The organism is Roseburia hominis (assembly GCA_040702975.1).
GTDB classification, from domain to species: domain Bacteria; phylum Bacillota; class Clostridia; order Lachnospirales; family Lachnospiraceae; genus Allocoprococcus; species Allocoprococcus hominis_A.
In genome coordinates this window covers 485,934-510,799 of sequence record CP159990.1, presented here as the reverse complement: position 1 = coordinate 510,799, position 24,866 = coordinate 485,934, and the positions used below count along the sequence as shown (strand labels likewise).

At 46.1% G+C, this 24,866-nt stretch carries 18 protein-coding genes, 1 tRNA gene and 2 pseudogenes; 12 read left to right on the top strand and 9 right to left on the bottom strand.

The genetic code is table 11. From position 1 onward, the window contains the following. Positions 1-18: 18 nt before the first annotated feature. Entirely contained in the window at positions 19-1,383 is a 1,365-nt protein-coding gene (locus tag ABXS75_02265) for a sodium-dependent transporter (protein ID XCP85645.1), read from the top strand. Positions 1,384-1,521: 138 nt separating this feature from the next. Here ABXS75_02265 and ABXS75_02260 read toward each other — a convergent pair whose 3' ends face one another. The 4 genes from ABXS75_02260 to ABXS75_02245 all read right to left on the bottom strand — a co-directional run bounded on the left by ABXS75_02260 (position 1,522) and on the right by ABXS75_02245 (position 4,634). Further along, positions 1,522-2,853 (bottom strand): MATE family efflux transporter, encoded by a 1,332-nt coding sequence (locus ABXS75_02260; protein XCP87071.1) that lies wholly within the window; start codon positions 2,851-2,853, stop codon positions 1,522-1,524. A gap of 52 nt (positions 2,854-2,905) precedes the next feature. After that, positions 2,906-3,208: a hypothetical protein gene (locus tag ABXS75_02255; GenBank protein ID XCP85644.1), complete on the bottom strand. Its 303-nt coding sequence runs from the start codon at positions 3,206-3,208 to the stop codon at positions 2,906-2,908. A 37-nt stretch (positions 3,209-3,245) separates the two neighbouring features. Then, complete coding sequence (locus ABXS75_02250) at positions 3,246-4,436, bottom strand: phosphopentomutase (protein ID XCP85643.1); 1,191 nt, start codon at positions 4,434-4,436, stop codon at positions 3,246-3,248. 125 nt (positions 4,437-4,561) lie between these two features. Beyond that, positions 4,562-4,634: transfer RNA gene (locus tag ABXS75_02245), tRNA-Lys, on the bottom strand. A gap of 224 nt (positions 4,635-4,858) precedes the next feature. On the opposite strand from ABXS75_02245, the gene ABXS75_02240 reads away from it, so the two are divergent. Next, positions 4,859-5,332 (top strand): Lrp/AsnC family transcriptional regulator, encoded by a 474-nt coding sequence (locus ABXS75_02240; protein ID XCP85642.1) that lies wholly within the window; start codon positions 4,859-4,861, stop codon positions 5,330-5,332. A gap of 255 nt (positions 5,333-5,587) precedes the next feature. On the opposite strand, the gene ABXS75_02235 is transcribed toward ABXS75_02240, so the two are convergent. Further along, positions 5,588-6,229: an adaptor protein MecA gene (locus ABXS75_02235; GenBank protein ID XCP85641.1), complete on the bottom strand. Its 642-nt coding sequence runs from the start codon at positions 6,227-6,229 to the stop codon at positions 5,588-5,590. A gap of 221 nt (positions 6,230-6,450) precedes the next feature. Here ABXS75_02235 and trmB point away from each other — a divergent pair, with 221 nt between their 5' ends. Continuing rightward, a complete protein-coding gene (trmB, locus tag ABXS75_02230; protein ID XCP85640.1) occupies positions 6,451-7,107 on the top strand; it encodes a tRNA (guanosine(46)-N7)-methyltransferase TrmB in 657 nt (218 codons plus the stop codon). 423 nt (positions 7,108-7,530) lie between these two features. Next, positions 7,531-7,857 (top strand): thioredoxin family protein, encoded by a 327-nt coding sequence (locus tag ABXS75_02225; protein ID XCP87070.1) that lies wholly within the window; start codon positions 7,531-7,533, stop codon positions 7,855-7,857. 58 nt (positions 7,858-7,915) lie between these two features. Here ABXS75_02225 and glyA read toward each other — a convergent pair whose 3' ends face one another. The 3 genes from glyA to ABXS75_02210 all read right to left on the bottom strand — a co-directional run bounded on the left by glyA (position 7,916) and on the right by ABXS75_02210 (position 14,980). Further along, positions 7,916-9,157 (bottom strand): serine hydroxymethyltransferase, encoded by a 1,242-nt coding sequence (gene glyA / locus ABXS75_02220; GenBank protein XCP87069.1) that lies wholly within the window; start codon positions 9,155-9,157, stop codon positions 7,916-7,918. Positions 9,158-9,263: 106 nt separating this feature from the next. Continuing rightward, complete coding sequence (gene glgB / locus ABXS75_02215; protein ID XCP85639.1) at positions 9,264-11,201, bottom strand: 1,4-alpha-glucan branching protein GlgB; 1,938 nt, start codon at positions 11,199-11,201, stop codon at positions 9,264-9,266. A 197-nt stretch (positions 11,202-11,398) separates the two neighbouring features. Further along, positions 11,399-14,980: a hypothetical protein gene (locus ABXS75_02210; protein ID XCP85638.1), complete on the bottom strand. Its 3,582-nt coding sequence runs from the start codon at positions 14,978-14,980 to the stop codon at positions 11,399-11,401. Positions 14,981-16,653: 1,673 nt separating this feature from the next. On the opposite strand from ABXS75_02210, the gene bioB reads away from it, so the two are divergent. The 6 genes and pseudogenes from bioB (at position 16,654) to ABXS75_02180 (ending at position 22,474) form a co-directional block, all read left to right on the top strand. Continuing rightward, on the top strand, positions 16,654-17,622 hold the full coding sequence (gene bioB / locus ABXS75_02205) for a biotin synthase BioB (GenBank protein ID XCP85637.1): 969 nt from the start codon (positions 16,654-16,656) through the stop codon (positions 17,620-17,622). Between the two features lie 14 nt (positions 17,623-17,636). Then, positions 17,637-18,194 (top strand): biotin transporter BioY, encoded by a 558-nt coding sequence (locus ABXS75_02200; GenBank protein XCP85636.1) that lies wholly within the window; start codon positions 17,637-17,639, stop codon positions 18,192-18,194. Positions 18,195-18,367: 173 nt separating this feature from the next. After that, positions 18,368-19,778: pseudogene (locus tag ABXS75_02195) on the top strand (amidophosphoribosyltransferase). 147 nt (positions 19,779-19,925) lie between these two features. Next, positions 19,926-20,291: a hypothetical protein gene (locus ABXS75_02190; protein ID XCP85635.1), complete on the top strand. Its 366-nt coding sequence runs from the start codon at positions 19,926-19,928 to the stop codon at positions 20,289-20,291. Between the two features lie 4 nt (positions 20,292-20,295). Next, a pseudogene (locus ABXS75_02185) lies at positions 20,296-20,956 on the top strand (DUF6198 family protein). Between the two features lie 321 nt (positions 20,957-21,277). After that, entirely contained in the window at positions 21,278-22,474 is a 1,197-nt protein-coding gene (locus ABXS75_02180) for a hypothetical protein (protein XCP85634.1), read from the top strand. 187 nt (positions 22,475-22,661) lie between these two features. Here the strand turns inward: ABXS75_02180 and ABXS75_02175 are convergent, their stop codons facing one another. Beyond that, complete coding sequence (locus ABXS75_02175) at positions 22,662-22,871, bottom strand: hypothetical protein (protein ID XCP85633.1); 210 nt, start codon at positions 22,869-22,871, stop codon at positions 22,662-22,664. A 167-nt stretch (positions 22,872-23,038) separates the two neighbouring features. On the opposite strand from ABXS75_02175, the gene ABXS75_02170 reads away from it, so the two are divergent. Then, complete coding sequence (locus ABXS75_02170; GenBank protein XCP85632.1) at positions 23,039-23,896, top strand: hypothetical protein; 858 nt, start codon at positions 23,039-23,041, stop codon at positions 23,894-23,896. A 225-nt stretch (positions 23,897-24,121) separates the two neighbouring features. Next, positions 24,122-24,784, top strand: coding sequence for a DUF6198 family protein (locus ABXS75_02165; protein ID XCP85631.1), 663 nt, complete (start codon positions 24,122-24,124; stop codon positions 24,782-24,784). The last annotated feature ends 82 nt before the right edge of the window (positions 24,785-24,866 follow it).

Below are 24,866 nucleotides of genomic sequence, written 5' to 3'. Positions count from 1 at the left end.
GAATGAGAGGAATTACTTATGCAGCGTGAAAACTTTTCTTCCCGCCTCGGCTTTATCCTGATTTCTGCGGGGTGCGCCATCGGTCTGGGAAATGTCTGGCGCTTCCCCTACATCGTGGGCAAATACGGCGGCGCCGCTTTTGTATTGATTTATCTTCTGTTCCTGTTGATTCTGGGACTTCCCATCATGGTCATGGAATTCTCCGTCGGACGGGCAAGCAAGGCCAGCGCCGCACTTTCTTTTGACCGCCTCGAACCAAAGGGCAGTAAATGGCATTGGTACAAGTGGGGTGCTATGGCAGGGAACTATCTGCTGATGATGTTCTACACCACCATCGGCGGCTGGATGGTACAATATTTTGTGAAAATGGCTTCCGGCCGGTTTACCGGACTGGATACCGACGGCGTAGCCGGTGTATTTTCAGAAATGCTGGGACAGCCTGCCACCATGGCTATTTACATGATCATCGTAGTAATCGTGTGTTTTACCATCTGCGGTATGGGCTTCCAAAAAGGCGTGGAGAAGATTACCAAAGTTATGATGCTGATGCTTCTTGCCCTCATGGCCATTCTTGCAGTGCGTTCTGTCACTCTTCCGGGCGCAGTGGAGGGATTAAAGTTCTACCTCTATCCGGATTTTGGAAAGCTGGTAGAATACGGTCTCTTTGAGGTCATATTTGCGGCTATGGGCCAGTCCTTCTTTACCTTGAGTCTCGGAATCGGAGCGATCGCCATCTTCGGAAGCTACATCGGCAAAGAGCGCTCCCTCACCGGGGAAGCCATCTGCGTCACCGCGCTGGACACCTTTGTGGCATTGATCGCAGGACTCATTATTTTCCCGTCCTGCTTTGCTTACGGAGTCAATCCGGGAGAAGGCCCCAGCCTGATCTTTATTACCCTGCCGAACGTATTTAACTCCATGGCAGGCGGAAGGCTCTGGGGGACACTATTCTTCCTGTTCATGATATTTGCCGCGGCCTCCACCATTATCGCCGTGTTTGAAAATATCATCTCTTTTGCCATTGACCTGACCGGGTGCAGCCGGAAAAAAGCGGTAATCGGCAATATGATCGCCATTATCGTGTTGTCGATGCCCTGCGTACTGGGCTTTAATGTATGGAGCGGATTTGCTCCCTTCGGCGCAGGTTCCGGCGTACTTGACTTAGAAGATTTCATCGTCAGCAATAACCTGCTGCCCCTCGGAAGCCTCGTTTACCTTCTGTTCTGTACCAGCAGATACGGCTGGGGCTGGAACAATTTCATCAAAGAGGCCGACAGTGGAAACGGAGCCAGATTCCCTAAATGGGCTAAGATTTATGTTTCCTATCTTCTTCCGCTTATTGTGCTATTTATCTTTGTGCAGGGATATCTGGCAAAATTCTAAGAATAGAAGGGGCGATGCTGTTCGTTCTCTTGGCATACCTGGCGGCTTAATACAATTCATCATAGCAAAATCAAGAGGTGACGGATTTTCCCGCCACCTCTTACTTTTTTCTCCCTTTTTTCTAACATTCCCTTGATTTTATTTCACCTTCCCCGCCTTACGGAAATAATACGCGCCGCCCACCAGGTCTGCCAAAAACCAGCCAACCGGCACCGCCCACCAGATTCCAAGAACTCCAACCTCCGGAAGCGGAGCCAGCGCATAAGCCAGAGCGACTCTCGTCCCCAACGAGATCACCGTCAGCACCACCGACATACCCGGCATTTCCACAGCCCGATAATATCCATACAACAGGAACAGACAGCCGATTCCACAGTAAAATGCCCCTTCCACCCGAAGGTACTGCACTCCGACCGCCAGGATTTCCACTTCCTTTGCCTCCACAAAAATCATCATAAGCTGCCTCGCAAACAAACACACGACCGCCGACACCGTCACACTGAATGCAAACGAAGTAATCACCGCGCTCCTTACGCCCTTATGAATCCTGTCAAACTTCTTCGCCCCGTAATTTTGCGAAATGAAAATAGAAAATGCATTTCCAAAATCCTGAACCGGCATATAGGCAAAAGAGTCGATCTTCACCGCCGCCGCAAACGCCGCCATCACCACCGTGCCAAAGCTGTTCACCAATCCCTGGATCATCAGAATCCCAAAATTCATCACCGACTGCTGCACACAAGTCAACACGGAGAATCTGGCGATCTCCCGAACCCGCTCACGGCTGATTTCCAAATGCCGCCTCCCCGGAAGGAGCTCTGGCATCTTCCTTATCGTATACCAGATCATGGCGCCCGCAGATACTCCCTGGGCAATCACCGTCGCCTCCGCAGCTCCGGATACGCCTCTGCGAAACACGATCACGAACAACAGATCCAGCACGATATTCAGCCCCGCGGACACTCCAAGGAATGCCAGCGGCACCACGGAATTTCCCACTGCCCGCAAAAGAAACGCAAAAAAATTATATAAAAAGGTAAAGCTGATCCCGATGAAAATAATCTTCAAATACTCCCGCAGCATTTCATAGATCTCCCCGGGAACCCGCATAAGATGCATGATCGGATCGATCCCCGCAAAAACAATGACATTCAGCAAAATCGTCAAAGCCGCAATCATACAAAAAGAAACAAATATGCTATTTTTAAATCCGTCCTCTTTCTTCGCGCCATAATAAATGGAAAACACCGTCCCGCTTCCCATACAAAGCCCCAGCAAAATAGACGTCAAAAAAGTCATCAAAGTGTAAGCCGAACCCACTGCTGCCAGTGCATTCGGCCCCAAAAAACGTCCTACGATCAACGTGTCCGCAATATTATAAGCCTGCTGCAGGAGATTTCCCAGAATCATCGGCACCGCAAATGCCAGCATCGTTCCGGTAATATTCCCCTCCGTCAGGTCCCTCTCCAGCTTTCGTGTCTTCATTTTCCGTAACTCCTGCCTGTCTTATCGCAAAATGATATTACTTCCAATAGCTTAGCACATACTCATGTGCCTCCTCTATAGCAACATGGAATTCCTGCGCAAGCCTGACCGCCGCATCTTCCTGACTTAACTTTACATCACAACATAGTCTTACGAATGCCTGTATACCTTCTTTTATACCTTCCTGCAACCCTTTCTCACGCCCTTTTTCCACACCCTCATCATATAACTCTTGCAGAGCCTCACACATATCCACAACCTCCTCTCCATCATTCACAATTCGATCCAACTGCTTTTTAGAATGCAGCATTTCCCGAATAGCCTGATATGTTTCTTCCATTGTTCGAACACAACTTTATGCCTCTGTAAATCCCCTTTTATTTTAATCTCCCCAATATCGACTCCCCAATCGTCCCTTCCGGCATTCTAACGCCAAAATTCTCCGCGATCGTCGCACCAATCAGTGCGAAGCTGCTTCCTTCTCCCAGGCTCCCGTTTCCCTTCATTCCCGGAGAATATGCCAGAAACGGCACCTTCTCCCGCGTGTGGTCAGTCCCCTTATAGGTAGGATCATTTCCATGATCCGCAGTGATCAAAAGCAGGTCATCTTCTCTTAATACTGCCAGCAATTCCCCTAATTTCACATCGAATCTCTCCAGTTCCCTCGCATACCCTTCCGGATCTCTTCTATGTCCCCACAATGCGTCAAAATCCACCAGATTCACAAAACAAAGGCCTGTAAAATCCCTTCCGGCGATTTCAAGTGTCTGCTCCATTCCATGTACGGAGCTTTTCGACTTGTTGGACTCGGTAAGTCCCTCCCCGTCAAAAATATCGTAGATCTTTCCCACGGAAATCACGTCCAGCCCCGCGTCTTTCAGCGCATTCAAAGCAGTCCGCCCATACGGCTTAAGTGCGTAGTCATGACGGTTACTTGTGCGCCTGAACTCCCCTTTTTTCTTTCCCACATAAGGCCTTGCGATCACACGCCCCACACGCCATTCTTCCTTCATCGTAAGCTCCCGCGCAATCTCACAGCACCGATAAAGCTCCTGAAGCCCAAACGTCTCCTCATTTCCGCAAATCTGCAGCACAGAATCCGCCGAAGTATACACAATCATGTGTCCCGTCGCGATCTCCTCTTCCGCCAGTTCTTCCAGAATCTCAGTCCCGCTGGCGCTCTTATTCCCTATAATCTTCCGCCCGGTCCTTCTCTCCAGCTCATCGATCAACTCCTGTGGGAACCCTGTCTCCGTAAATGTCAAAAACGGTTTCGTAATATGGAGTCCCATCATTTCCCAGTGCCCCGTCATCGTATCCTTCCCGTTACTGGCTTCCCGCAGCACCATCTGATACCCCAACGGACGCTTTGCTGCCTGCACCTGTCTTAATGGGTGCAGATTCGCCAGCCCCAGCTTCTGCAGATTCGGGATACGAAGCTCCGTGGCGGACTCAGAAATATGTCCCAGCGTATCCGCACCCTCATCTCCAAAATCCACAGCGTCCGGCATCGCTCCGATTCCAAGCGAATCGATCACAATCGTAAATATTCGTTTATATGGTCCCATAATTCCCCTTCTTTCTATGCTCTACGACCAGGCACATTTCTTTCGCCTTCATTTAAGAATATTTATGCAAAAAAAAGCACCGTCCCCGATGCTCTCGTAGATGTCATCGAAAACAGTGCTTATAGTGCGCCTTCAGGGACTCGAACCCTGGACAAATAGATTAAGAGTCTACTGCTCTACCAACTGAGCTAAAGGCGCTTGCTTATCTCGAATGCAGGATTTATTATATAACACTATCCAACAAAAAGCAAGCCCTTTTTTTAATTTTTTTCAAAAAATTAAATTTTCGCGGTTTTTTGTACTTTTTTGCACAAAACTGAGTCTTTTTACATAAACTTAAAATTCTTTTGACAAACCATTGATTTTATATCATAATAAGAGTATAAACTTCGATTTTGGTCTATCGAAAGGAAGTAGCATTCATGGATACTCTTGATTATCAAATTTTAAACATACTGAAAAAAAATGCCCGCAAGAAAGCGTCTGATATCAGCAAGGAGATACATCTTTCTGTATCGACGGTTATAGAACGAATTCGCAAACTGGAGAGTTCCGGAATCATCGAATCCTACACTATTATCACTAACGAGCATAAGATTGGCAATGACCTCACTGCTTTAATGGAAGTCAGCCTGACACACCCCCGTTTTAACGACGCCTTTGTCGAGGAGGTGATGTCACACCCGAATATCATATCCTGTTATTATTTGACCGGAGAATTTGATTATATGATAAAAATCGCCTGCCAGTCTTCAGAACATCTTGAAAAGATACATAAGTGGGTCAAGGACCGCAAAGGCGTCCGTTTCACCCGTACTCATTTTGTACTCCGTAACGTCAAGAATATTTATACTACCCTTCCCGCACCGCCCGAAGAGCAAAATATAACCGAATAATATATTTTAAACCAGAATGTGCGCTCGCACATTCTTCGCGTGCGAGCGGGTTGCGTAGTAGCATTTCCTTCCCGCGCGCTGCGCATTATCGCACAAAGTGCGTTTTATCTCATAGGAAAATGCCACACGCTTTCCTATGAAATAAAAAGAAAGGAAAGGTACCGACGCACCTTTCCTTTCTTTTTATTTCTGATTCAACAGCAAGCAGTTTGGCGTAGTTGTTTTCGCATCATGGTTCCTCCGGGGATTTCAGCGCTACGCTTCCAGCTCATACAGCTTCTCCACCGCAGCTTCCCCGATCAAACAGCACTCATGCTCCTTAAGGAACACCTCAGAAAGAGCTTCCTCTTCCACGACGCCGCCAAATTCCCCCGCCATGGCGACTTTAAGCGCATCGGATCTGCCTTGCTGCGTATCCTCAAAATCCATCATCAGGTAATATATGTCATCGTATTCGTACAGTCGGCTTCCGATCGGTCTGCCCTCATGGAAAATCCTGCAAAAGTCGATCACGCTGTCAATGGTCGAGAACAAGATCTGGCATGATATGGGCTCTCCCGCACTCTCCTTTTCCTCCTCGTCTCTGTCCGCCAGAAGTCTTGCAAAAAAATCTCCCTCCCCGCTTAGCACCTGGACTTCGCCATCTCCGGCTGCCTCCCCGCAGGTAATCGTAAGAAGCAGGCTTCTGTCAGGCAGAAAAGCGCCGTAAAAACTATGCACCACCATCTGCAGGTCCATGCCGAGGGCTTCCTTCCCCTTCGCCGCCAGCAGATTCAAAAGTTCCACGGTCCGCTCACGGTTACTCATCAATTCATCTATATGAAATCCCAGAATCTCTATCTCTTCCTGGGTGATCAAACAATTCATTCTGGTATCCGATACTTTCCAAAAGGTCATAAATTCACCTCCCTGTTCTATACGTTATATAACATAATATGCTTTGTGTCAATACTTTTCACAAAAATTATCTTGAAATTTGTGGAAAACCATCAAAAAACTAAGTTTCCAAAAATTAATGTTTCCAATTTCCCCCGAATGGTGTACAATAAATAGCGTTCACCCTTTCCGAACTTCTTCGGAAAGAGAATACGCGAAGCTGAGAGGATAATAACAATATCATGAGACTGCGTAATGTACCAGGAGCAGAGGCATATCTGACTGCTCACCCACTTGTCATAAAGAATGAAACCAGATACCGCGGCAGTTGGAAGGACACCTTTGAACATTCAGAGAATCCGATCCATATCGAGATCGGAATGGGAAAAGGCAAATTCCTCCTGACTCTTGCCAAGGATAACCCGAACATCAACTACATCGGGATCGAACGTTATTCCAGCGTGCTCGTGCGCGCCCTGGAACGTTATGATAAACAGGAGGAATATCAGGACGTATCCAACATCCGTTTTATCTGTATGGACGCCAAGGATCTGCCGGATGTATTTGCCGTAGGTGAAGTGGACAAGATCTATCTTAATTTTTCTGACCCCTGGCCGAAAGCCCGCCATGCAAAGCGGCGTCTCACCAGCCGTCAGTATTTTGAGCGTTATGACAAGATTCTCGCCTATGATGGCACCGTGGAATTCAAGACAGACAACGAAGACCTGTTTGAATTCTCCCTGGAACAGGTGGACATGGCCGGCTGGATTCTCCTTGCGAGAACTTACGACCTGTATCGCGACCCCACCCTGAGCCGCGGAAATATCATGACCGAATACGAAGAGAAGTTTGCGGGGCAGGGACATCCGATTCATAAACTGATTGCTATGCGTAACTAAATATGTTCTTTTAATCCCTATGCATCTCTTTTGCCCTTTTATGACAAAAGCAACCGATGCACGGGGATTTTTTTGATTATTTCTGATTATTCCGACAATATTTCGCCCCCCATACAAGCACAGCTCCCCAGCTCGTTAACCACAGGAATAAAAGCGCTTTGCAGGAACCGCACGCCTCTCATATCACCTTCCCGCCTCACCCTTTGCGCCGCCCGGCATATACTAATAGAAACTACCGGGAATGGGGCTGTATGATATGAGAAAATGCCGCAGGTTTCAACACTTTATATGCCGTTTTCTATATAATAATCATAAAATGAATCACGAACTAATCTGCCTTCGGAAATCATTTCTGGAAGTATACCATTTTCTGAATCCCAAATGTGGCCCGAATACCCGGTCATGACCAAGGAGGGTTTCTTGATGTCCATACCACTGATCACCAAAGATTATGCTGGTGAGATCGCCCGCGAGAGACTCCCCGTCGTTGTCGAATTCTTCGCCTCCTGGTGCCCAAAGTGCTCCATGATGAAAGATGTCGTAGAACGTCTGGCGCGTATTCACCGCCGGGAACTGGTCTTCAAAAAAGTAGATATCGATATTTCAGAAAAGACTGCCGACAACCTCGGTATTGAGATCGTCCCCACCTTTATAATCTATAAAAATGGTAAAATCCTCGGCTACACAACGGGCGTACTCAGTGAAGAATTACTGGAAGAACGGATATTTGAAATGCTGGAAGAAGCATAACATTCCGCCGGATCTTCACCAGGGTACGCCACGTAACACAAAAACAATCCCTGTTCTTTTATTCGTATAACGGATATTTACTGCAGATCACATTTACCGCAGATCGGATCTCGTCCGCCTTCGTATCAAATTCGGTAACAGCCATCTTGATCAGGCGGGCGATTTCTTTCATGTCCGCCTCTTTAAGCCCTCTGGTCGTAACAGCCGGCGTGCCGATTCTTACACCGCTTGTGACAAACGGACTTGCCGGATCATTGGGAACCGCATTCTTATTTACGGTAATATAGACCTCATCCAGACGGTTCTGCAACTCTTTTCCCGTGATATTCATATTCTGCAGGTCTACCAGCATCAAATGATTATCCGTTCCGCCGCTGACTAATTTGAATCCCTCTGCAAGCAACGCGTCCGCCAAAGCCTTGGCATTCTTAACCACCTGCGTCTGGTACTCTTTATATTCCGGTTTTAACGCCTCTCCGAAGCAAATCGCCTTCGCGCCGATAATGTGCATCAGCGGGCCTCCCTGCGTACCCGGGAAGATCGCCTTGTTGATCGCTTTCGCGTGCTCTTCCTTGCACATGATGATAGCCCCTCTCGGCCCGCGCAGCGTCTTATGCGTGGTAGTCGTCACCACGTCTGCGTAGGGCACCGGACTCTGATGCAGACCAGCCGCTACCAGACCCGCAATGTGTGCCATATCTACGAAAAGAATGGCTCCCACTTCCTTTGCGATATCCGCAAAAATGTCAAATCTGATCTCTCTTGGATACGCGGAAGCTCCCGCCACGATCATCTTCGGCCTGCACTCTCTCGCCTGCCCGCGGATCACATCATAATCCAGAAATCCCTCGTCATTTACACTGTAAGGTACAAAATGATACAAAAGTCCGGAGATATTAACCGGTGAACCATGCGTCAAATGACCGCCATGTGCCAGATTAAGTCCCATCACCGTATCGCCCGGTTTCAAAAATGCCTGATATACCGCGATATTTGCACTTGCTCCGGAATGCGGCTGCACACATACATGATCGCAGCCAAACAATTTCTTCGCACGCTCAATCGCAAGATTCTCCAACAGATCCACATCCTCACAACCGCCATAATAACGTTTCGCCGGATACCCCTCTGCATACTTATTCGTCGGAACCGTTCCCATCGCCAGCATCACTGCAGGGCTCACAATATTTTCCGAAGCAATCAGCTCCAGGTTCCTTTTCTGACGATTCAGTTCCAGGTAAAGCGCATCTCCGACCTCCTCATCATAATTCTTGATGTAGTCCATCACATCCGTAATCAGGTTCATCTTTTTGTTTCCTCCTTATTTTCCACTTTGTTAGTATGTTTAATATTACTATTTAGAAGCCCTCCCGGCAGCACCGGGAAGGCTATCTTACAACATCGTTTTAGAACTCGAACACAGCTACGCCATACGGCGGCAGCTTGTAAGCGAAAGAATACGGCCGGCCGTCACATTCCTGTTTTACGGCTTTGTATACGGCTGGGCGCTCCTCACCCTTTCCGCCATACTGTGCTTCATCGCTATTGAGTACCAGCTTATACTGCTTTCTTCTCGGCACTCCCACACGATAGTCTGCCCATTCCATCGGCGTAAAATTACATACGAACAACAAATTCTTTTTATTATCCTTAGAATGACGGATAAAACTGTAAATACTGCGGTATCCGTCATCTGCATTCACCCACTCAAAGCCATCCGGCGAAGAATCCATCTCATACATCGCTTTATTCTTCCGATACAGATGCAGAAGATCGCGATAGAAATTCTGTACTGCCTGATGCTCCGGCTCGGCAAGCAGGAACCAATCCAGTTCTCTCGCCTCGCTCCATTCTCTGAGCTGCGCAAATTCCTGTCCCATAAAGAGCAGCTTTTTGCCCGGGTGTCCGGTCATAAATGCATAGCCGACCTTTAAGTTCGCATACTTATCAAAGCCAAGACCAGGCATCTTGTTGAGCATAGAACATTTCAAATGTACGACCTCATCATGAGAAAGTACCAGAATATAATTCTCACTGTATGCATAGGAAGATGCAAATGTCATCTGGTTATGGCAGCCTTTTCTGAAATACGGATCCAGCTTCATATACTCTGTAAAATCATGCATCCAGCCCATATTCCATTTCATACTGAATCCCAGTCCGTCGTCCTCCGGCCTTCCTGTTACCTTCGGCCACGCCGTAGATTCCTCTGCGATCATTACCGCGCCCGGATTCCGCCCAAGGACCACAGAATTCAGATGCTTGAAGAACTCGATCGCTTCCAGATTCTGATTGCCGCCGTATTTGTTAGCGACCCACTGTCCGTCCTGTTTGCCGTAATCCAGATACAGCATGGAAGCCACCGCATCCACACGAAGACCGTCCACATGATAATGCTCCAGCCAGAAAAGCGCATTAGAGATCAGGAAATTCTTTACTTCGGATTTGCCATAATCAAAAATCTTGGTTCCCCAGTCCGGATGCTCTCCCTTTCTGGGGTCCGCATATTCAAATGTCGGTGTCCCGTCAAACTCTGCAAGACCATGTGCATCTCTCGGGAAATGCGCCGGTACCCAGTCCAAAATAACGCCGATCTTATTGCGATGCAGATAATTGATCATATAGGCAAAATCCTCGGGCGTCCCATACCGTGCGGTGGGTGCGAAATATCCCGTCACCTGATATCCCCATGAGCCGTCAAACGGATATTCCGCAATTCCCATCAGCTCTATATGCGTATATCCCATATCCTTCATATAATCCACTATCGCATGTGCAAACTCACGATAGTTGTAGAATCCCTCATCCTCACGTCCCGGGTGCCGTTTCCATGAACCAATGTGCGCTTCATAGATCGACATCGGCTGAGTATGATGATCCCAGGTCCTTCTTCGCTCCAGCCACTTGCTGTCCGTCCACTTCAAATTGGAAATATCCGCAATGCGGGACGCGGTTCCCGGACGCATCTCTGCACTATTCGCAAACGGATCTGCTTTGTAAAGCCTGTCCCCATTTTGTGTCTCAATGCAGAATTTATAATAAGCGCCCACCGGAACGCCTTCTATAAATGCCGTATATATTCCCAGCGGTTCGTGACGCTCCATCGGAGCCGCCCCCTCGTTCCAGCCATTGAAATCTCCAATAACGGAAACGGCCTTAGCGCGAGGTGCCCAGACTGCGAAATAGACTCCCTGCTTCTTCCCGTCCTTTACGGGGTGCGCTCCCAATTTTTTATAGATCTCATAATGGTTCCCCTGTCCGAACAGATATTGGTCCAATTCGCCAATCTCGTACTCTTTTACCTGCTCCTTATCGGTTACTTTTTTTGCTTTTTTATCAGCCATCACGTCTCCACCTTCTATCAATGATATAGTTATGAATATTATACTAGAAATTATGTTAAAAGAAAAGCGTTTTGGTAAATTTACACATACCAAAACGCTTTTGTGCTGCTAAGTCTGCTTTCGTGAAGGTCTATCAAACCTCAAATCTCATTTTTTATTTGTTCTTCCGGGTAAAATACTGCACCCGCCTAAGTGATCTACAGTTTGAAATCCTCCTCCTTCAAAATGATACGGTCGGACTCGTCTGTGCTCTTTCCGAATACACGCTTCACCAGATGTTTTACATTGGCTTTCTGAGAATGCTCAATGGCCTCATCCATAATCTCTTTTACTTCAGCGACCGTCACCGCATGATCCTCTCTCTGCATCATATCAATTCTGCTGTACAATGCCAGGATACCCATTTCATCGATACGATATCCATTTTCCTTCGCATAGGTCTGTCCAAATGTTACCAGCTCGTCGTTGATAAATACCGGAAGCTCCATGCGGGAAGTGAATTTCTTCTTGAACTTCGGGTTCGCTGCAAACATTCTCTCCAGCGGTTTTCTCTGCTCCTCCAGAACGAAGAGCATCTCTCCGGTCTGCTCCTCCATGAGTTCATTCAGCTCACGAATCGTTCTGGTATTCATCTTAGCCGCTTTCTCAATAATCAGTGCACCGCCCTGTAATTTATCAATAATTCCGGTGAGTTCCTTCTTATTCAGGGATTCACCCGTTACAATAGCTACTCTGCCTTGTTTCAGCTTACGCTGCTTCTGGATTGCTTTTACGAGGTCCACCGCCAAAACAGTCTTACCGCTTCCCTTTCTTCCGACTACTACGATATTTCCTGTACGGGAAGTACCATAACGGTTCTTACAGTGTTTGTCTCTGTTCAGGATCTCAACAATCTGTTCGCTGACGCCACGAATCGGTACAAAGTAAGAAAATAGTTTCTTCTGCTCTTCTGTAAGACCCATTCTCAGACCAATCTCACTGGTAGCACTTAAATCATAACGCCCCTGTACCACAAAACCGGTATCAAATTTCTCCATGCGGGCTGTGATTTCCGCCTCGCTTGGCTCCTCGATTTCAAGAACCTCTTCCTTCTTTACAGCCGATTTTTTCGCCTTTTTCGGCTTCTTTACAGGCACTGGTTCTGGCTCCGGTTCCGGAAGTGGTTCTGCCTCCAGATATTCGTCATCTTCCTCGTACGCATCTTCCTCCTCGAAGTCTTCTTCGTACTCTTCTTCCTCGTACTCTTCTTCCTCCTCGAAGTCTTCTTCGTACTCTTCTTCCTCGTACTCTTCTTCCTCCTCGAAGTCTTCTTCGTACTCTTCTTCCTCGTACTCTTCTTCCTCCTCGAAGTCCTCTTCGTACTCTTCTTCCTCGTACTCTTCTTCCTCGTACTCTTCTTCCTCCTCGAAGTCCTCTTCGTACTCTTCTTCCTCGTACTCTTCTTCCTCCTCGAAGTCCTCTTCGTACTCTTCTTCCTCGTACTCTTCTTCCTCCTCGAAGTCCTCTTCGTACTCTTCTTCCTCGTACTCTTCTTCCTCCTCGGAGTCCTCTTCGTACTCTTCTTCCTCGTACTCTTCTTCCTCCTCGAAGTCTTCTTCGTACTCTTCGTCTTCGTACTCGTCTTCTTCCTCGGAACCTTCTTCGTATTCCTCGTCTACATCATTAAATACACCTGCAAATATATCTTCTTCGTCTGCCACGTTGTCTTCTTCTAATTCATCATCAAATTCAATTCCGGATATTTCAACACTTTCTGCTCCATCTTCAAACGCTTCGCTCAATGCTCCCAGCTCATCCTTGAAATTGATATTCCATTCGGAATCAGACTCATATTTGGCATCTATAAATTCCGACTCATGCTCGTCTTCCTCTGCCTCAGAATCTTCATTAAATTCTTCTTCCTTATATGCGGAATCGTCTTCATGCTCGTCTTCTTCCTCGGAATCGTCTTCGTACTCGTCCTCATATTCGGAGTCTTCTTCGTACTCAGCTTCTTCCTCGGAGTCCTCTTCGTATTCCTCGTCCTCATATTCGGAATCGTCTTCGTACTCAGCTTCTTCCTCGGAATCCCCTTCGTATTCTTCGTCCTCCTCATCCTCATATTCGGAATCGTCTTCGTACTCAGCTTCCTCCTCGGAGTCCTCTTCGTACTCATCGTCCTCATATTCGAAATCGTCTTCGAACTTGTCTTCCTCACCATCATATTCGGAGTCTTCTTCGTACTCGTCTTCTTCCTCATCATACTCGGAATCGTCTTCGTACTCGTCTTCTTCCTCATCATACTCGGAATCGTCTTCGTACTCGTCTTCTTCCTCATCATACTCGGAATCGTCTTCGTACTCGTCCTCTTCCTCATCATACTCGGAATCGTCTTCGTACTCATCGTCCTCCTCATCATATTCGGAGTCTTCTTCGTACTCATCGTCCTCCTCATCATATTCGGAGTCTTCTTCGTACTCGTCCTCTTCCTCATATTCAGAATCGTCATCATACTCGTCATCATCCGAAAGCTGCAAAGACTCGACTACACTGCCCATATTTTCAAAATCAAGTTCATCTTCCTGTTCAAATGATTCCTCTGGTTCTTCATCCAACGAAGAATCTACATCATCAGAAGGCTCAACACCGCTCTCCAGTTCTTCCATCAATTTCCGAATATCATCCGGCAAAATCGTCTTGGTATCTTCGGATGTGCTTTCTTCTTTTTTCCGTTTTGCTTTCTTCCTGTTGACCTCTTCCTGATTCTTCTCTATAATTCTCGCATTCTCTCTCTGCGTTTCCTCCCAGCCTGCAAGAATCTCCTCAATTCTCATCTGGCCGGTAACCTGGGGATCCTCCCCACCGGAAACCTCTTTCGGATCAACGCCACTGGCCACGGCAACACCTGCTTTCAATACATCCGCCAGATTCGCACCCGTAATCGTTGTCATAATATCCGAAGTACTCTCAATCTTCGTCCTCGGTCTGGAACTCTGCGGACGCTCATCCGGCAGACTCTCCAGCTCCGCTTCAATCGTATTGCCCGTCGGCTCCGGCAATTCAGGAAGGTCAATGCTTCCTGTCACATGCACATTCTCACGAATCTTTCTGGAAATTCTCGGATCAGGCACCGGACGCTCCTTCGGCTTCTTAAACATCGGTTTCTTGCGAACTGCCTCCGTTTTATCGGTGACCCGGCTGTCATATTTCTCCTGCTGCAGAGGAGTCAGCGGTTTATATTTCATCTTCAATTCCATGGCCTGGTATACATACTTACCTTCACTAAACCAAAGAATCAAATCATCGCACTCTTCCAGACATTCTTCTGTCATTCCTGCCTCATGATATAAACGTGCCAGCTCAAACGCCCATTTTTCCACATACTCCGCATGTTTGAACTCTTCCAGCGCTTCAATCTGCTGCTCCAGGGCTGCTCCCTGCGCTTTCAAAATCTTATAGCGCAAAATATATTGATTCGGATCTTTCGGAGCAAGCTTCACAAACTCCTCGTAACAGTCCATTGCCTCAGATGTATCTCCCGTCTTCAGTGCCAAAAGTCCAAGATGATATACTGTCTTTCGACTGCCCGGAGCTTTGTCATATGCGATAAATAAAATATCCTTTGCTTTGCGGTATTCACCCACATTCTCGTATATTTCACTTACAGAAGTAAGCATGGAGGTATTCTTAATCCTTCTCCAATCAATGGTATCCGCGATCTCCATTGCCTTTCCGTATGATTTCTTTTCCACATATTCGAGCATTTGCTCCGTTTTTACTCGATATTCATATTTATCCAATGTCTCTCACCTCGTACAATTATTTTACTTTCTTCCGGTAAGTATATACAGATTTGTTACTTAAGTGTACCATAACGGTTAGGTAATGTCAAAATTTACGCGAACTATTTTTCAAAAATATTAAAAAAATGTTACAAAAATTACAATCAAAAAATCTCACATCACTCTTAGCTTTTCATGAGGTGCTTACTGCCTTACTATTTTTACGCTATCCACTTTTAAGCCTTCACTTAGGTATGCCTTGCGCCAAAACAAGGTCCACCGGACCTTATTTCAAGTGTGCCCTATACCCTAAAACAACCGCTACACTTTCATGTAACGGTTGTTTTATATTAAGTTTTATTCTTTTTTTATTTATCGGAGGAATCCATTGATTCCTGTCCCTGTAATCTATATTTAATGTAATTCAAAGCTCCGGATTTCATCTTCGTCATCTTTCATACCTTATTTATAATTCTTCAATTTCTAATATAAATATCTTCCTGGTTATTTCTTATCTATAACTGTTCATCTTATAATCAGAGCCTTTGAATGATTCAATAATCTTATTAGGCTATTCCGTCTATAACCGATATCTATAAAATTGAATTCATATAAATGTGATATCTGTTGGTTAATGTTTCTTTACACATCTTCCAACTCTTTGAATTACTGTGGTAGTCTTTTTCAATATGTTCGCAAATGTTGAATCTTTTAATTATTATAATCTGTTCGGCTTATGCTTTCTTCTCCGATATAATTATGATATACTATCTGCCGATTATAATCTATGGTAAAGGCTCAAATCACAGGAACTTTCATTTGCCATACCACCAACATATTGAGTTTTAAATTCTGAATTGTCCAACGGTTAAAGCCTCCTCCCTTTCGTTATCGTTCCAAAATTTTTATAAATATTTTTTGTTTGATCTTATTCTGTTTTTGTTTAAAGAATTCTGCTCTTTAAGAAGTTAAATTAAAATTTTCTCTTAATATTTCTGGATTATCAGTTAGAAAAATTCGATTTTCAAATCCCCCATCTACGAAACTCTCATAAACAAAACATCTGGTCTCTTTTTTAAAACTTTCAAATCTTCAAATACTAATTATTCTTTTAATTTTTTCTAATCTGGCTTTTTCTTTTTTCTATATTCTCGGCGAATAAGAAATGTAAAACTAAAATCAGAATGGATAATTAAAAAATATTCTTTTTTCGAAATTCCCTTTCTCGTCAGGAACTTCTTTTCTTTTGGATTGACTTAATGATAGCACTTGACGTTTATTTTGTCAACACTATTTTTGTATTTTTTCTATATTTTTTTATTATTATGTCTTCTATTCATTATTATCTGAACATTCTGACACTTTCATTCTATTGTAAACCCCATTTAATATAAGGTTGACATTTGTTTCATCTTATATTATACTCGCTAATATAACAAATGCACGAATCCCACATGGCCGGCAAACAGGCCCCTAACTAAGCTGTAAGAGTGATACAAAAAAATAATAAAACAGCAAACATTTTCATTCTTAATTTTTCACGTAACTCTTACCTCTTAGCTGTCTCACCAGCGTTTTCCGGCTGTGCCGCTCACCGGGATCCTGCCTTACCGAAACAAGGTCCACCAGACCTTATTTCAGGTATACCTGGCAACTCAAAAACATTTTGCAAAGATAAAGGACTCAAAAATATGCTGACAAAACTGACCGATTCTATCATCGCCGGACGAAGGCTGACCCCAGACGATGATCTGACATTGCTACTTTCATCCCCCATCGAAGAAGTATCCCGGGAAGCGGACCGCCTTCGCCGGGCGCTTCTATCCGACCGCGGCGAATTATGCACGATCGTGAATGGCCGCAGCGGAAAATGCCCGGAAAACTGTAAATTCTGCGCGCAATCCGCCCACCATCACACAGATGTCAGGACCTACGGTTTCCTATCCGACCAGGAACTCCTTGAGGACTGTCGGAATCTGGAAATGCGCGGCGTCCACCGCTATTCCATCGTCACAGCCGGGCGAAATCTCGGAGCTGACTTAAGCCGTGCGGCAGGGGCCTACCGCTGCCTGCGTGAAAATACAAATATGCTACTCTGTGCCTCCTGCGGTCTTCTGACGGAGGACGAACTAATCCGTCTCAAGGAAGCCGGAGTGACAAGGTACCATGCAAACCTGGAGACCTCCCGGAGGAATTTTCCAAACATTTGCACAACCCACACCTACGACGATAAAATTGCCTGTATCCGCGCCGCGAAGCGCGCCGGCCTGGAGGTCTGTTCCGGCGGAATCCTGGGGCTTGGCGAAACCATGCAGGACCGCATCGACATGGCGTTTGACCTGGCGGATCTGAAAGTCGACTCCATTCCGCTCAACGTGCTGGTTGCCATACCGGGCACCCCGCTTGCGGATCTAAAGCCGCTTTCCGAAGAAGAAATCCTCCGCAGCGTCGCCATTTTCCGCTTCATATGTCCGGATATGACAATCCGTCTCGCCGGAGGGCGTATGCTCATGAAAAATTATGGCGAGGCCGCATTAAAAGGCGGTGCCAACGCCACCATCACCGGAGATATGCTGACGACCAGCGGAAATGGAATCGCGGAAGATCAGGAACTATTTACCAGACTTGGGTACGATATCCATTGGAGAAAAAACGAATAGGAGCGACCAACATCATGAATCAAACTACAACCAAATTCAACACCAGACAACTCGTCCTCATCGCCCTTATGACGGCCATCACCTGTATACTTGCTCCATTTTCCATACCAATCCCGTTCAGCCCGGTGCCGATCTCATTTACCAACCTGGTACTTTACATCAGTATCTTCGTGTTAGGCTATAAGATGGCGACCGTCAGTTATCTCGTATACCTGCTGCTAGGCTTTGTCGGACTTCCCGTATTTTCCGGCTTTACGGGCGGTCTTGCCAAACTGGCCGGACCGACCGGCGGCTATCTGGTGGGATTCATTTTCATGACCATCATCGCAGGATTTTTCGTGGAAAAATGCCACGGCAAATACCGCCACGCCTTAAGCCTTGCCGGCATGGTTCTGGGAACCGCCGTATGCTACGCCTTCGGAACGGTCTGGCTTGCCAAAATGATGAACCTCACCTTTGCCCAGGGGCTTGCCACAGGCGTGATCCCGTATCTTCCGGGAGACGCTGTAAAAATGATCGCCGCACTGATCGTCGGACCGACTTTGCAGAAGCGGGTAGGTAACCTGCAATAAAAATCCGGCAAAATGCATTATAAAGAAGTGTAAAAACGAAGTAATTTCTATTTTTCATTTCAGAAAAATCGTGATAAACTGAAATCAGACAGGCTTTTCGTTTCAGGGAAAGCCCTGATTTCAGTTTTTACTTTGATTATTTTACGTCATATTCTAGAAAGGGGAATTTACTTATGGGAGGTTTTTTCGGAGTTACCTCAAAATCAGACTGCACACTTGACCTGTTCTATGGAGTAGATTATCATTCACATCTGGGCACACGCCGCGGTGGTATGGCGACCCACGGACAGCACGGCTTTGACCGCGCGATTCACAATATTGAAAATTCACCGTTCCGTACCAAATTCGACAGGGACGTAGCAGAGATGAAAGGGAATCTGGGAATCGGTCTGCATTTCCGATTTTGAACCGCAGCCCCTTTTGATCCAGTCACATATCGGCAGCTTTGCCATCACAACAGTTGGTAAAATCAACAACGCAGACCAGCTTATGAAAATCGTATATGAAAACGGTCATTCGCATTTTCAGGAGATGACCAACGGACAGGTCAATATGACCGAACTGATCGCCGCTCTGATCAGCCGGAAGGATTCTTTTGTTGAGGGTATCCGCTATGTGCAGTCTCTCGTGGACGGCTCTATGACCCTCCTTCTTCTTACGCCGGAGGGAATTTATGCGGCGCGTGACCTTCACGGACGTACTCCGGTGGTGATCGGTAAAAAGGAAGATGCGTACTGTGTTTCTTTTGAGAGCTTTGCATATATCAACCTGGGTTATCAGGATTATAAAGAACTGGGCCCCGGCGAGATCGTATATATGACTCCGGAAGGGGTAGAGACCGTAAGCCCTGCGTGCGATAAGATGCGGATCTGTTCTTTCCTCTGGGTTTACTACGGATATCCGACCTCTTCCTACGAAGGGGTGAATGTGGAGCAGATGCGTTACAACTGCGGAAGCCTGCTGGCTAAGCGTGACGCGGGAACCGTGGAGCCCGATATCGTTGCAGGTGTGCCGGATTCCGGCATTGCGCACGCGATCGGTTATGCAAATGAGTCCGGTATCCCCTACGCGCGTCCATTTATCAAATACACTCCGACCTGGCCGCGTTCCTTCATGCCGACCAACCAGAGCCAGAGAAATCTGATCGCACGTATGAAACTGATCCCGGTTCATGACCTCATCGAAGACCGGAAGCTGCTTCTTATTGATGATTCTATCGTGCGGGGCACCCAGCTTCGTGAGACGACGGAATTCCTGTACCAGAGCGGGGCAAAAGAGGTGCACGTAAGACCTGCCTGCCCGCCGCTTCTGTATGGCTGTAAATATTTGAACTTCTCACGTTCCAAATCGGATCTGGACCTTATTACCAGACGGATCATCAAGGAGTGGGAAGGGGACAATGATGTAAATGTCCTGGACGAGTACGCTGACCCGAACAGCGACCGGTATCAAAAGATGATGGACGAGATCTGCCGGCAGCAGAATTTTACATCGCTTCGGTATCATAGGCTTGATGATTTGATTGAGTCTATTGGGATTGATGCTTGTAAGGTTTGTACTTATTGTTTTAATGGGGTGGAATAGGGATAAATTGGGGAATTTGGAGGTTGTGGTACGGAAATAAAGGACATGCATTTTGGATTTTCATATATTGGTTTGATTTTTCTTGTTATGTTGATGGTTCCCAACATATTTTGGACAAAGAATCAGCCAAAAGATTACGAGAAATATGTGAATAAAGAAAACAAAATCCTGCTGCTCTTCGAGAGAGCCGGCGAGGTACTCGTGACTTGTCTACTGTTGATTTTTAGTGATTTCAATGTTCGGGGAATTTCCGCATGGTTGGTTTGGCTGATTGCTGCATTTATATTGATGATCATGTATGAGGCATATTGGATACGGTATTTCAAGAGCGAAAAGACCATGAAGGATTTTTACAGCAGCTTAATGGGGATTCCTGTTGCAGGTGCTACTCTCCCGGTTATTGCGTGTATTCTAATCGCTGTATATGGACGGAATCCCATACTGTTTGGGGCCGCAATCATACTGGGTATAGGACATATCGGCATTCACTTAAATCACAGGAAAGAGGTATAGAAAGATGAGTAAGAAAGAAATATTCAGAAGGTATATCGTCTTTATTCTGGGTTTGTTCTTTGCAGGTATAGGGGTGGCTTTTACGAAACATGGTAATTTGGGAGTATCCCCCATATCTTCCGTAGCAAATGTCATGAGCATTAAATTTCCTGTTATGACCCTGGGAAGTTGGTTGATTGTATGGAATTGTGTTTTAATTGTGGGGCAGGTCCTGATACTGCGTCGTAATTTTAAGATGTATCAACTTTTTTCAGATTCCTTTATCGTTTCTTTTCGGCTGGTTTACTGACTTTGGAATGTGGATCGTAGCATTTATTCCTGTGTCAAATTATGGTGCCAAATTCGTAATGCTGCTCTTGGGAATCGTTATATTGGCATTTGGAATTGCTCTATCTGTTATTGCAAATGTAATCATGAATTCCGGCGAAGCTCTTGTCAAGGCAATTTCTGATACAATACATAAGGAGTTCGGATATGTTAAGGTCGCCTTTGACGTGGCGTGCGTTATCGTGGCTGTTATGTTGTCGGTTATTTTCTTTCAGGGGAAGATTGTTGGAACCAGAGAAGGAACGATTATATCAGCGCTTCTTACTGGGTTGGTGGTAAAATTTATCACAAAACATATTCGTGGATTTGTTATGAAGGCAATTGAATATAAGTTGTGATAAAGATCTATTTCGTTTACAGAGGTATTTTATAAATGGAAAACAAAGACATCATAAATGCTCATGTATGCAGTTCACACAACAAAGAACAATTATCTAAGACGAATTTTTGTGGTTGTTTCTATTGTTTAAAAATGTTTGATCCTAAGCTAATCGTTGATTGGTGCGATAATGGACAGACTGCGATTTGTCCGTACTGTGGTACCGATTCTATTGTATATGAAAGTAAAGCCCAGCCTTTAACAAAGCCTTTTTTAGAGCAAATGAAGGGATACTGGTTTTAGAATAGTTTGAGATATAACACACAAAGGAGGCGTGAATATGGAGTACAAGTACCTATATGCAAAATTCAACACCGAAGCCGGGGAGGATCTGATCCATGATCTGGCCGACAACTCGCACCAGGAGAATCTTGAGCTGGCCAGCGAGCTGCTGGATATGCTCTCTTACGGCAAAGCGGTTCTGAACAGCAACTACCACGAGGAGGCCGACGCCCTGCAGAAAGGCGACAAACGGCCCATCGACAATCCCTTTGAGCAGACCATGGGCAGCGTCCAAAACTGCCTTGGCCTCGTTCAGGAGCTGGACTTTATTGGTCAGCACACAGAGGTGGGCAGCGCTTTTCAGACCTCGGACTACTTTGACCTGGTGGTCTGCGCCAAGAACATAATCGGCATCAGCCAAAAGGTGACCAAGGACAAAAGTAGCGCCAAGTTCTGCTGCACCTCGCCCCTGTATCGCAACTATCTCAGCGCCTGCAACGGCTATCGAGCTTGTGAGAAGACCAAGCCGCCCATGCTGGCAGTCGGGCTGCTGTTGTCGCTGCTGCTGTTGTCGGGCTATTGGTTCCTGCTGAATCTGCCCTTTGTGGCGGACCTTTTGACCTTCGCCAAAATGGAGTCGTTGGTTCTGGCGGTCTACATCGTGCTGGGGATCTTGGGATCCCTTGCGGCGGTGGGAATGACATCCAACTTCCTGCTGGGCATCGGCGGCACGGTGGCAGCGCTGATCGCCGCCCTGCTGCTGCAAATCAAGGTGCTGGGACCGTTGCTAATGCGGTTCCCTCCGGTGGGCAAACTGCTGGCAGAGGCCGACCCCTATGTTCATGCCCTGCTGATTCCCTTGGGGCTGCTCTGCCTTGCGCCCCTGGGATTGCAGCCGGCAACCCGGGAGGGCAATGGCCCCAAGGAGCTGAAACAGAAGCTGCGAGCCAGCGCCAATAACCTGTTGGCCCTGACCCAGGAGGACAAAGCCCGCCTGGCGGCGGAACGCCGCCTCTTTGGCTTGTTGGAGGAGGTGGCCCGAACCCTTCTGGAGGAGGCTGACAACCAGGAAAAGAAGAGCCAGGGCTCCGGGAAACTCTACCTGGAGCAGCTGGGCTCCGACTACAAAGACATGGGCAGCCAGCGGGTCAAAGAGATCCTGGCCCTGGTACGGGACTGGTTCTGCGAGCTGGGCTCCGACTACGACACCTCCCAGCGTGCGGAGGAACGGGCGCAGCAGCGCTTTGGCCAATAGCTTCCTTCTAAAAGTAGACTCCTTCTAAAAGAAGTGTAAATCGTGAGAGCCCCCGGCCAACGGCCGGGGGCTCCTGCGCTTCCTATGTGACAGCGAAGAATGCCTGGAGCCTAAGCTTGAAAAGTTTTCCAAACTCGGCAGCACATTTTTAGTAAAGCGATTTGATCGTGATGGTAAGTCAGGGCAATCATGCACACCAGCAGGTGTGCATCCACATGTTCCGGTGCGCGGACGTACAGCGGACGATTTTGACAAAGGTATCACGAATACTGATTGTCCGCTTCAGATACTCGCCCAGCCGTTTTTCTACCTCCTTTGGCTCTCCATTTTTTAACGCTTCACAGAAATCTTTCAGAGCTTCCCCATTTTTAGGAACATTCTTTTTAAAGAATTCCATACTCTGTGTCGTAAAGATTTCCCTGATTTCAATATTGGGAAGCGCCAGATAAAAACCTGTCTCAACTAACTATCCATTCCTTTTTATGTGTGAAATTTCTTGTCAACTCCCATAAATAAGTGGTACAATAAACTATATTTAAATCACTTAAAGGGAGGTGCAATATAATGGGATTTTTCGGAAATTTATTTTCGCGGCAAGATGCAGCAGATCCGTTGCACAAATATTTTGCTCAGCAAGAAAAGCTGGCATGGAAATGGCCCTGCAAAGAATATGAAGTTACGCTGGGTGTTTATATTAACGGAACGCTTAATTATACCGATGGAACGATGGATAGCTATGGCGGTTACATCTATACGGCAGAAAAATTACCAGATAAAATTGACCGGCAAAAGGCTATAGAATTGTGCCGGGCTGCCATGGATCCCGTCAATGTCAGAGCCACAAAGAACAAATTTGGGCAACAATGGGATGACCCTCATTTTGCAGTCGCAATTATCCTTGCAGTCATTTCTACAGATGAATCAGAGCGAGACCAGTGCATTCGTGAAATCATACAGAACAGCCACGGTGGGCTGCTTGCATCGCGGTTGAGCTATTATCTGTATTACCACGGACTGTTGGACAAATATTGCCCCAGTCTACGAGAAAAACTTCAGGCATATTACAGGATCAGCCAAAGTCCTGCGCTTTTGTCCGAAGAACGGGAAGGATTTAATCCGGTAGGTCTCGACCTCTGGAAACGAGACACGCTATACTGCGGAGTAGATTGTAAAACTCGTAGGATTCAGGGCCGCGAAGAGCTAAAAAAGCTTCTTCTATCTGGAGACCGGCAAATAAGCACTGCTACTGCTAACTTCCTACAGAATCAATGGAAAAGCGAACGGGGTGATCTGTCGTCAAAAATAGCAGAATATTATGAAGTCTGCCAGTACATGCAAGATGAATTGGATTGCAAATTTGTAGATCGAGATGGATACGAAGTGGTTTTGGAAAACGGACAGGTGCACAAGATTCATCGTTAATGGCCCGTATGACCATTCGGCCGTTTTATAAGGTAAATTTAGTATATTAAAAAATCAGCTAATTGGTTTTATTCAGGTTAGTTGATTTTTTGTTGCAAAAGAGAGGTTACGCCCCTGCCTATGGGACAACCCAAGATTTTGGAGGGCGGGCAGATGATGATAAGATTATGATAGGGAAAAATATATATCAGATTTTTAGAATCTAAAAAAGAAAAGAGATATAGAATGATGAGTAAGAAAGAAGTGTTCAGAAGATATATAGTTTTTATTCTGGGTTTGTTCTTTGCAGGCGTAGGCGTGGCTTTTACGAAACATGGTGATTCGGGAGTATCCCCCATATCTTCCGTAGCAAATGTCATAAGCATTAAATTTCCTGTTATGACCCTGGGAAATTGGTTGATTGTATGGAATTGTGTTTTAATTGTGGGGCAGGTTCTGATACTGCGTCGTAATTTTAAGATGTATCAACTTTTTCAGATTCCTCTATCATTTCTTTTCGGCTGGTTTACTGACTTTGGAATGTGGTTGGCATCATTTATTCCTACGCCGAATTATATTGCCAAGCTGGTAATTCTGCTCTTAGGAATCGTTATATTGTCGCTCGGTATTTCTCTATCTGTTATTGCAAATGTAATCATGAATTCCGGCGAAGCTCTTGTCAAGGCAATTTCTGATACAATACATAAGGAATTCGGATATGTTAAGGTTGCTTTTGACGTGGCTTGTGTTATTGTGGCTGTAGGCTTGTCGGTTATTTTCTTCCGGGGAAAGATTGTCGGAACCAGAGAAGGAACGATTATATCGGCGCTTCTTACAGGGTTGGTGGTAAAATTTATCACAAAACATATTCGTGGATTTGTTATGAAGGCAATTGAATATAAGTTGTGATAAAGATCTAAGAAAGGCTAAAGTTCAATAACCCTGCAAGTTCTCAGTTTACTGAGATGTGCGAAAAAAGAATCGAATGAAA

Excerpts from the sequence above, each read along its gene's own strand:
- ABXS75_02265 (XCP85645.1), top strand. The coding sequence starts at position 19 with ATGCAGCGTGAAAACTTTTCTTCCCGCCTCGGCTTTATCCTGATTTCT.
- ABXS75_02255 (XCP85644.1), bottom strand. The coding sequence starts at position 3,208 with ATGGAAGAAACATATCAGGCTATTCGGGAAATGCTGCATTCTAAAAAG.
- ABXS75_02250 (XCP85643.1), bottom strand. The coding sequence starts at position 4,436 with ATGGGACCATATAAACGAATATTTACGATTGTGATCGATTCGCTTGGA.
- ABXS75_02240 (XCP85642.1), top strand. The coding sequence starts at position 4,859 with ATGGATACTCTTGATTATCAAATTTTAAACATACTGAAAAAAAATGCC.
- ABXS75_02235 (XCP85641.1), bottom strand. The coding sequence starts at position 6,229 with ATGACCTTTTGGAAAGTATCGGATACCAGAATGAATTGTTTGATCACC.
- trmB (XCP85640.1), top strand. The coding sequence starts at position 6,451 with ATGAGACTGCGTAATGTACCAGGAGCAGAGGCATATCTGACTGCTCAC.
- ABXS75_02225 (XCP87070.1), top strand. The coding sequence starts at position 7,531 with ATGTCCATACCACTGATCACCAAAGATTATGCTGGTGAGATCGCCCGC.
- glgB (XCP85639.1), bottom strand. The coding sequence starts at position 11,201 with ATGGCTGATAAAAAAGCAAAAAAAGTAACCGATAAGGAGCAGGTAAAA.
- bioB (XCP85637.1), top strand. The coding sequence starts at position 16,654 with ATGCTGACAAAACTGACCGATTCTATCATCGCCGGACGAAGGCTGACC.
- ABXS75_02200 (XCP85636.1), top strand. The coding sequence starts at position 17,637 with ATGAATCAAACTACAACCAAATTCAACACCAGACAACTCGTCCTCATC.
- ABXS75_02180 (XCP85634.1), top strand. The coding sequence starts at position 21,278 with ATGGAGTACAAGTACCTATATGCAAAATTCAACACCGAAGCCGGGGAG.
- ABXS75_02175 (XCP85633.1), bottom strand. The coding sequence starts at position 22,871 with ATGGAATTCTTTAAAAAGAATGTTCCTAAAAATGGGGAAGCTCTGAAA.
- ABXS75_02170 (XCP85632.1), top strand. The coding sequence starts at position 23,039 with ATGGGATTTTTCGGAAATTTATTTTCGCGGCAAGATGCAGCAGATCCG.
- ABXS75_02165 (XCP85631.1), top strand. The coding sequence starts at position 24,122 with ATGATGAGTAAGAAAGAAGTGTTCAGAAGATATATAGTTTTTATTCTG.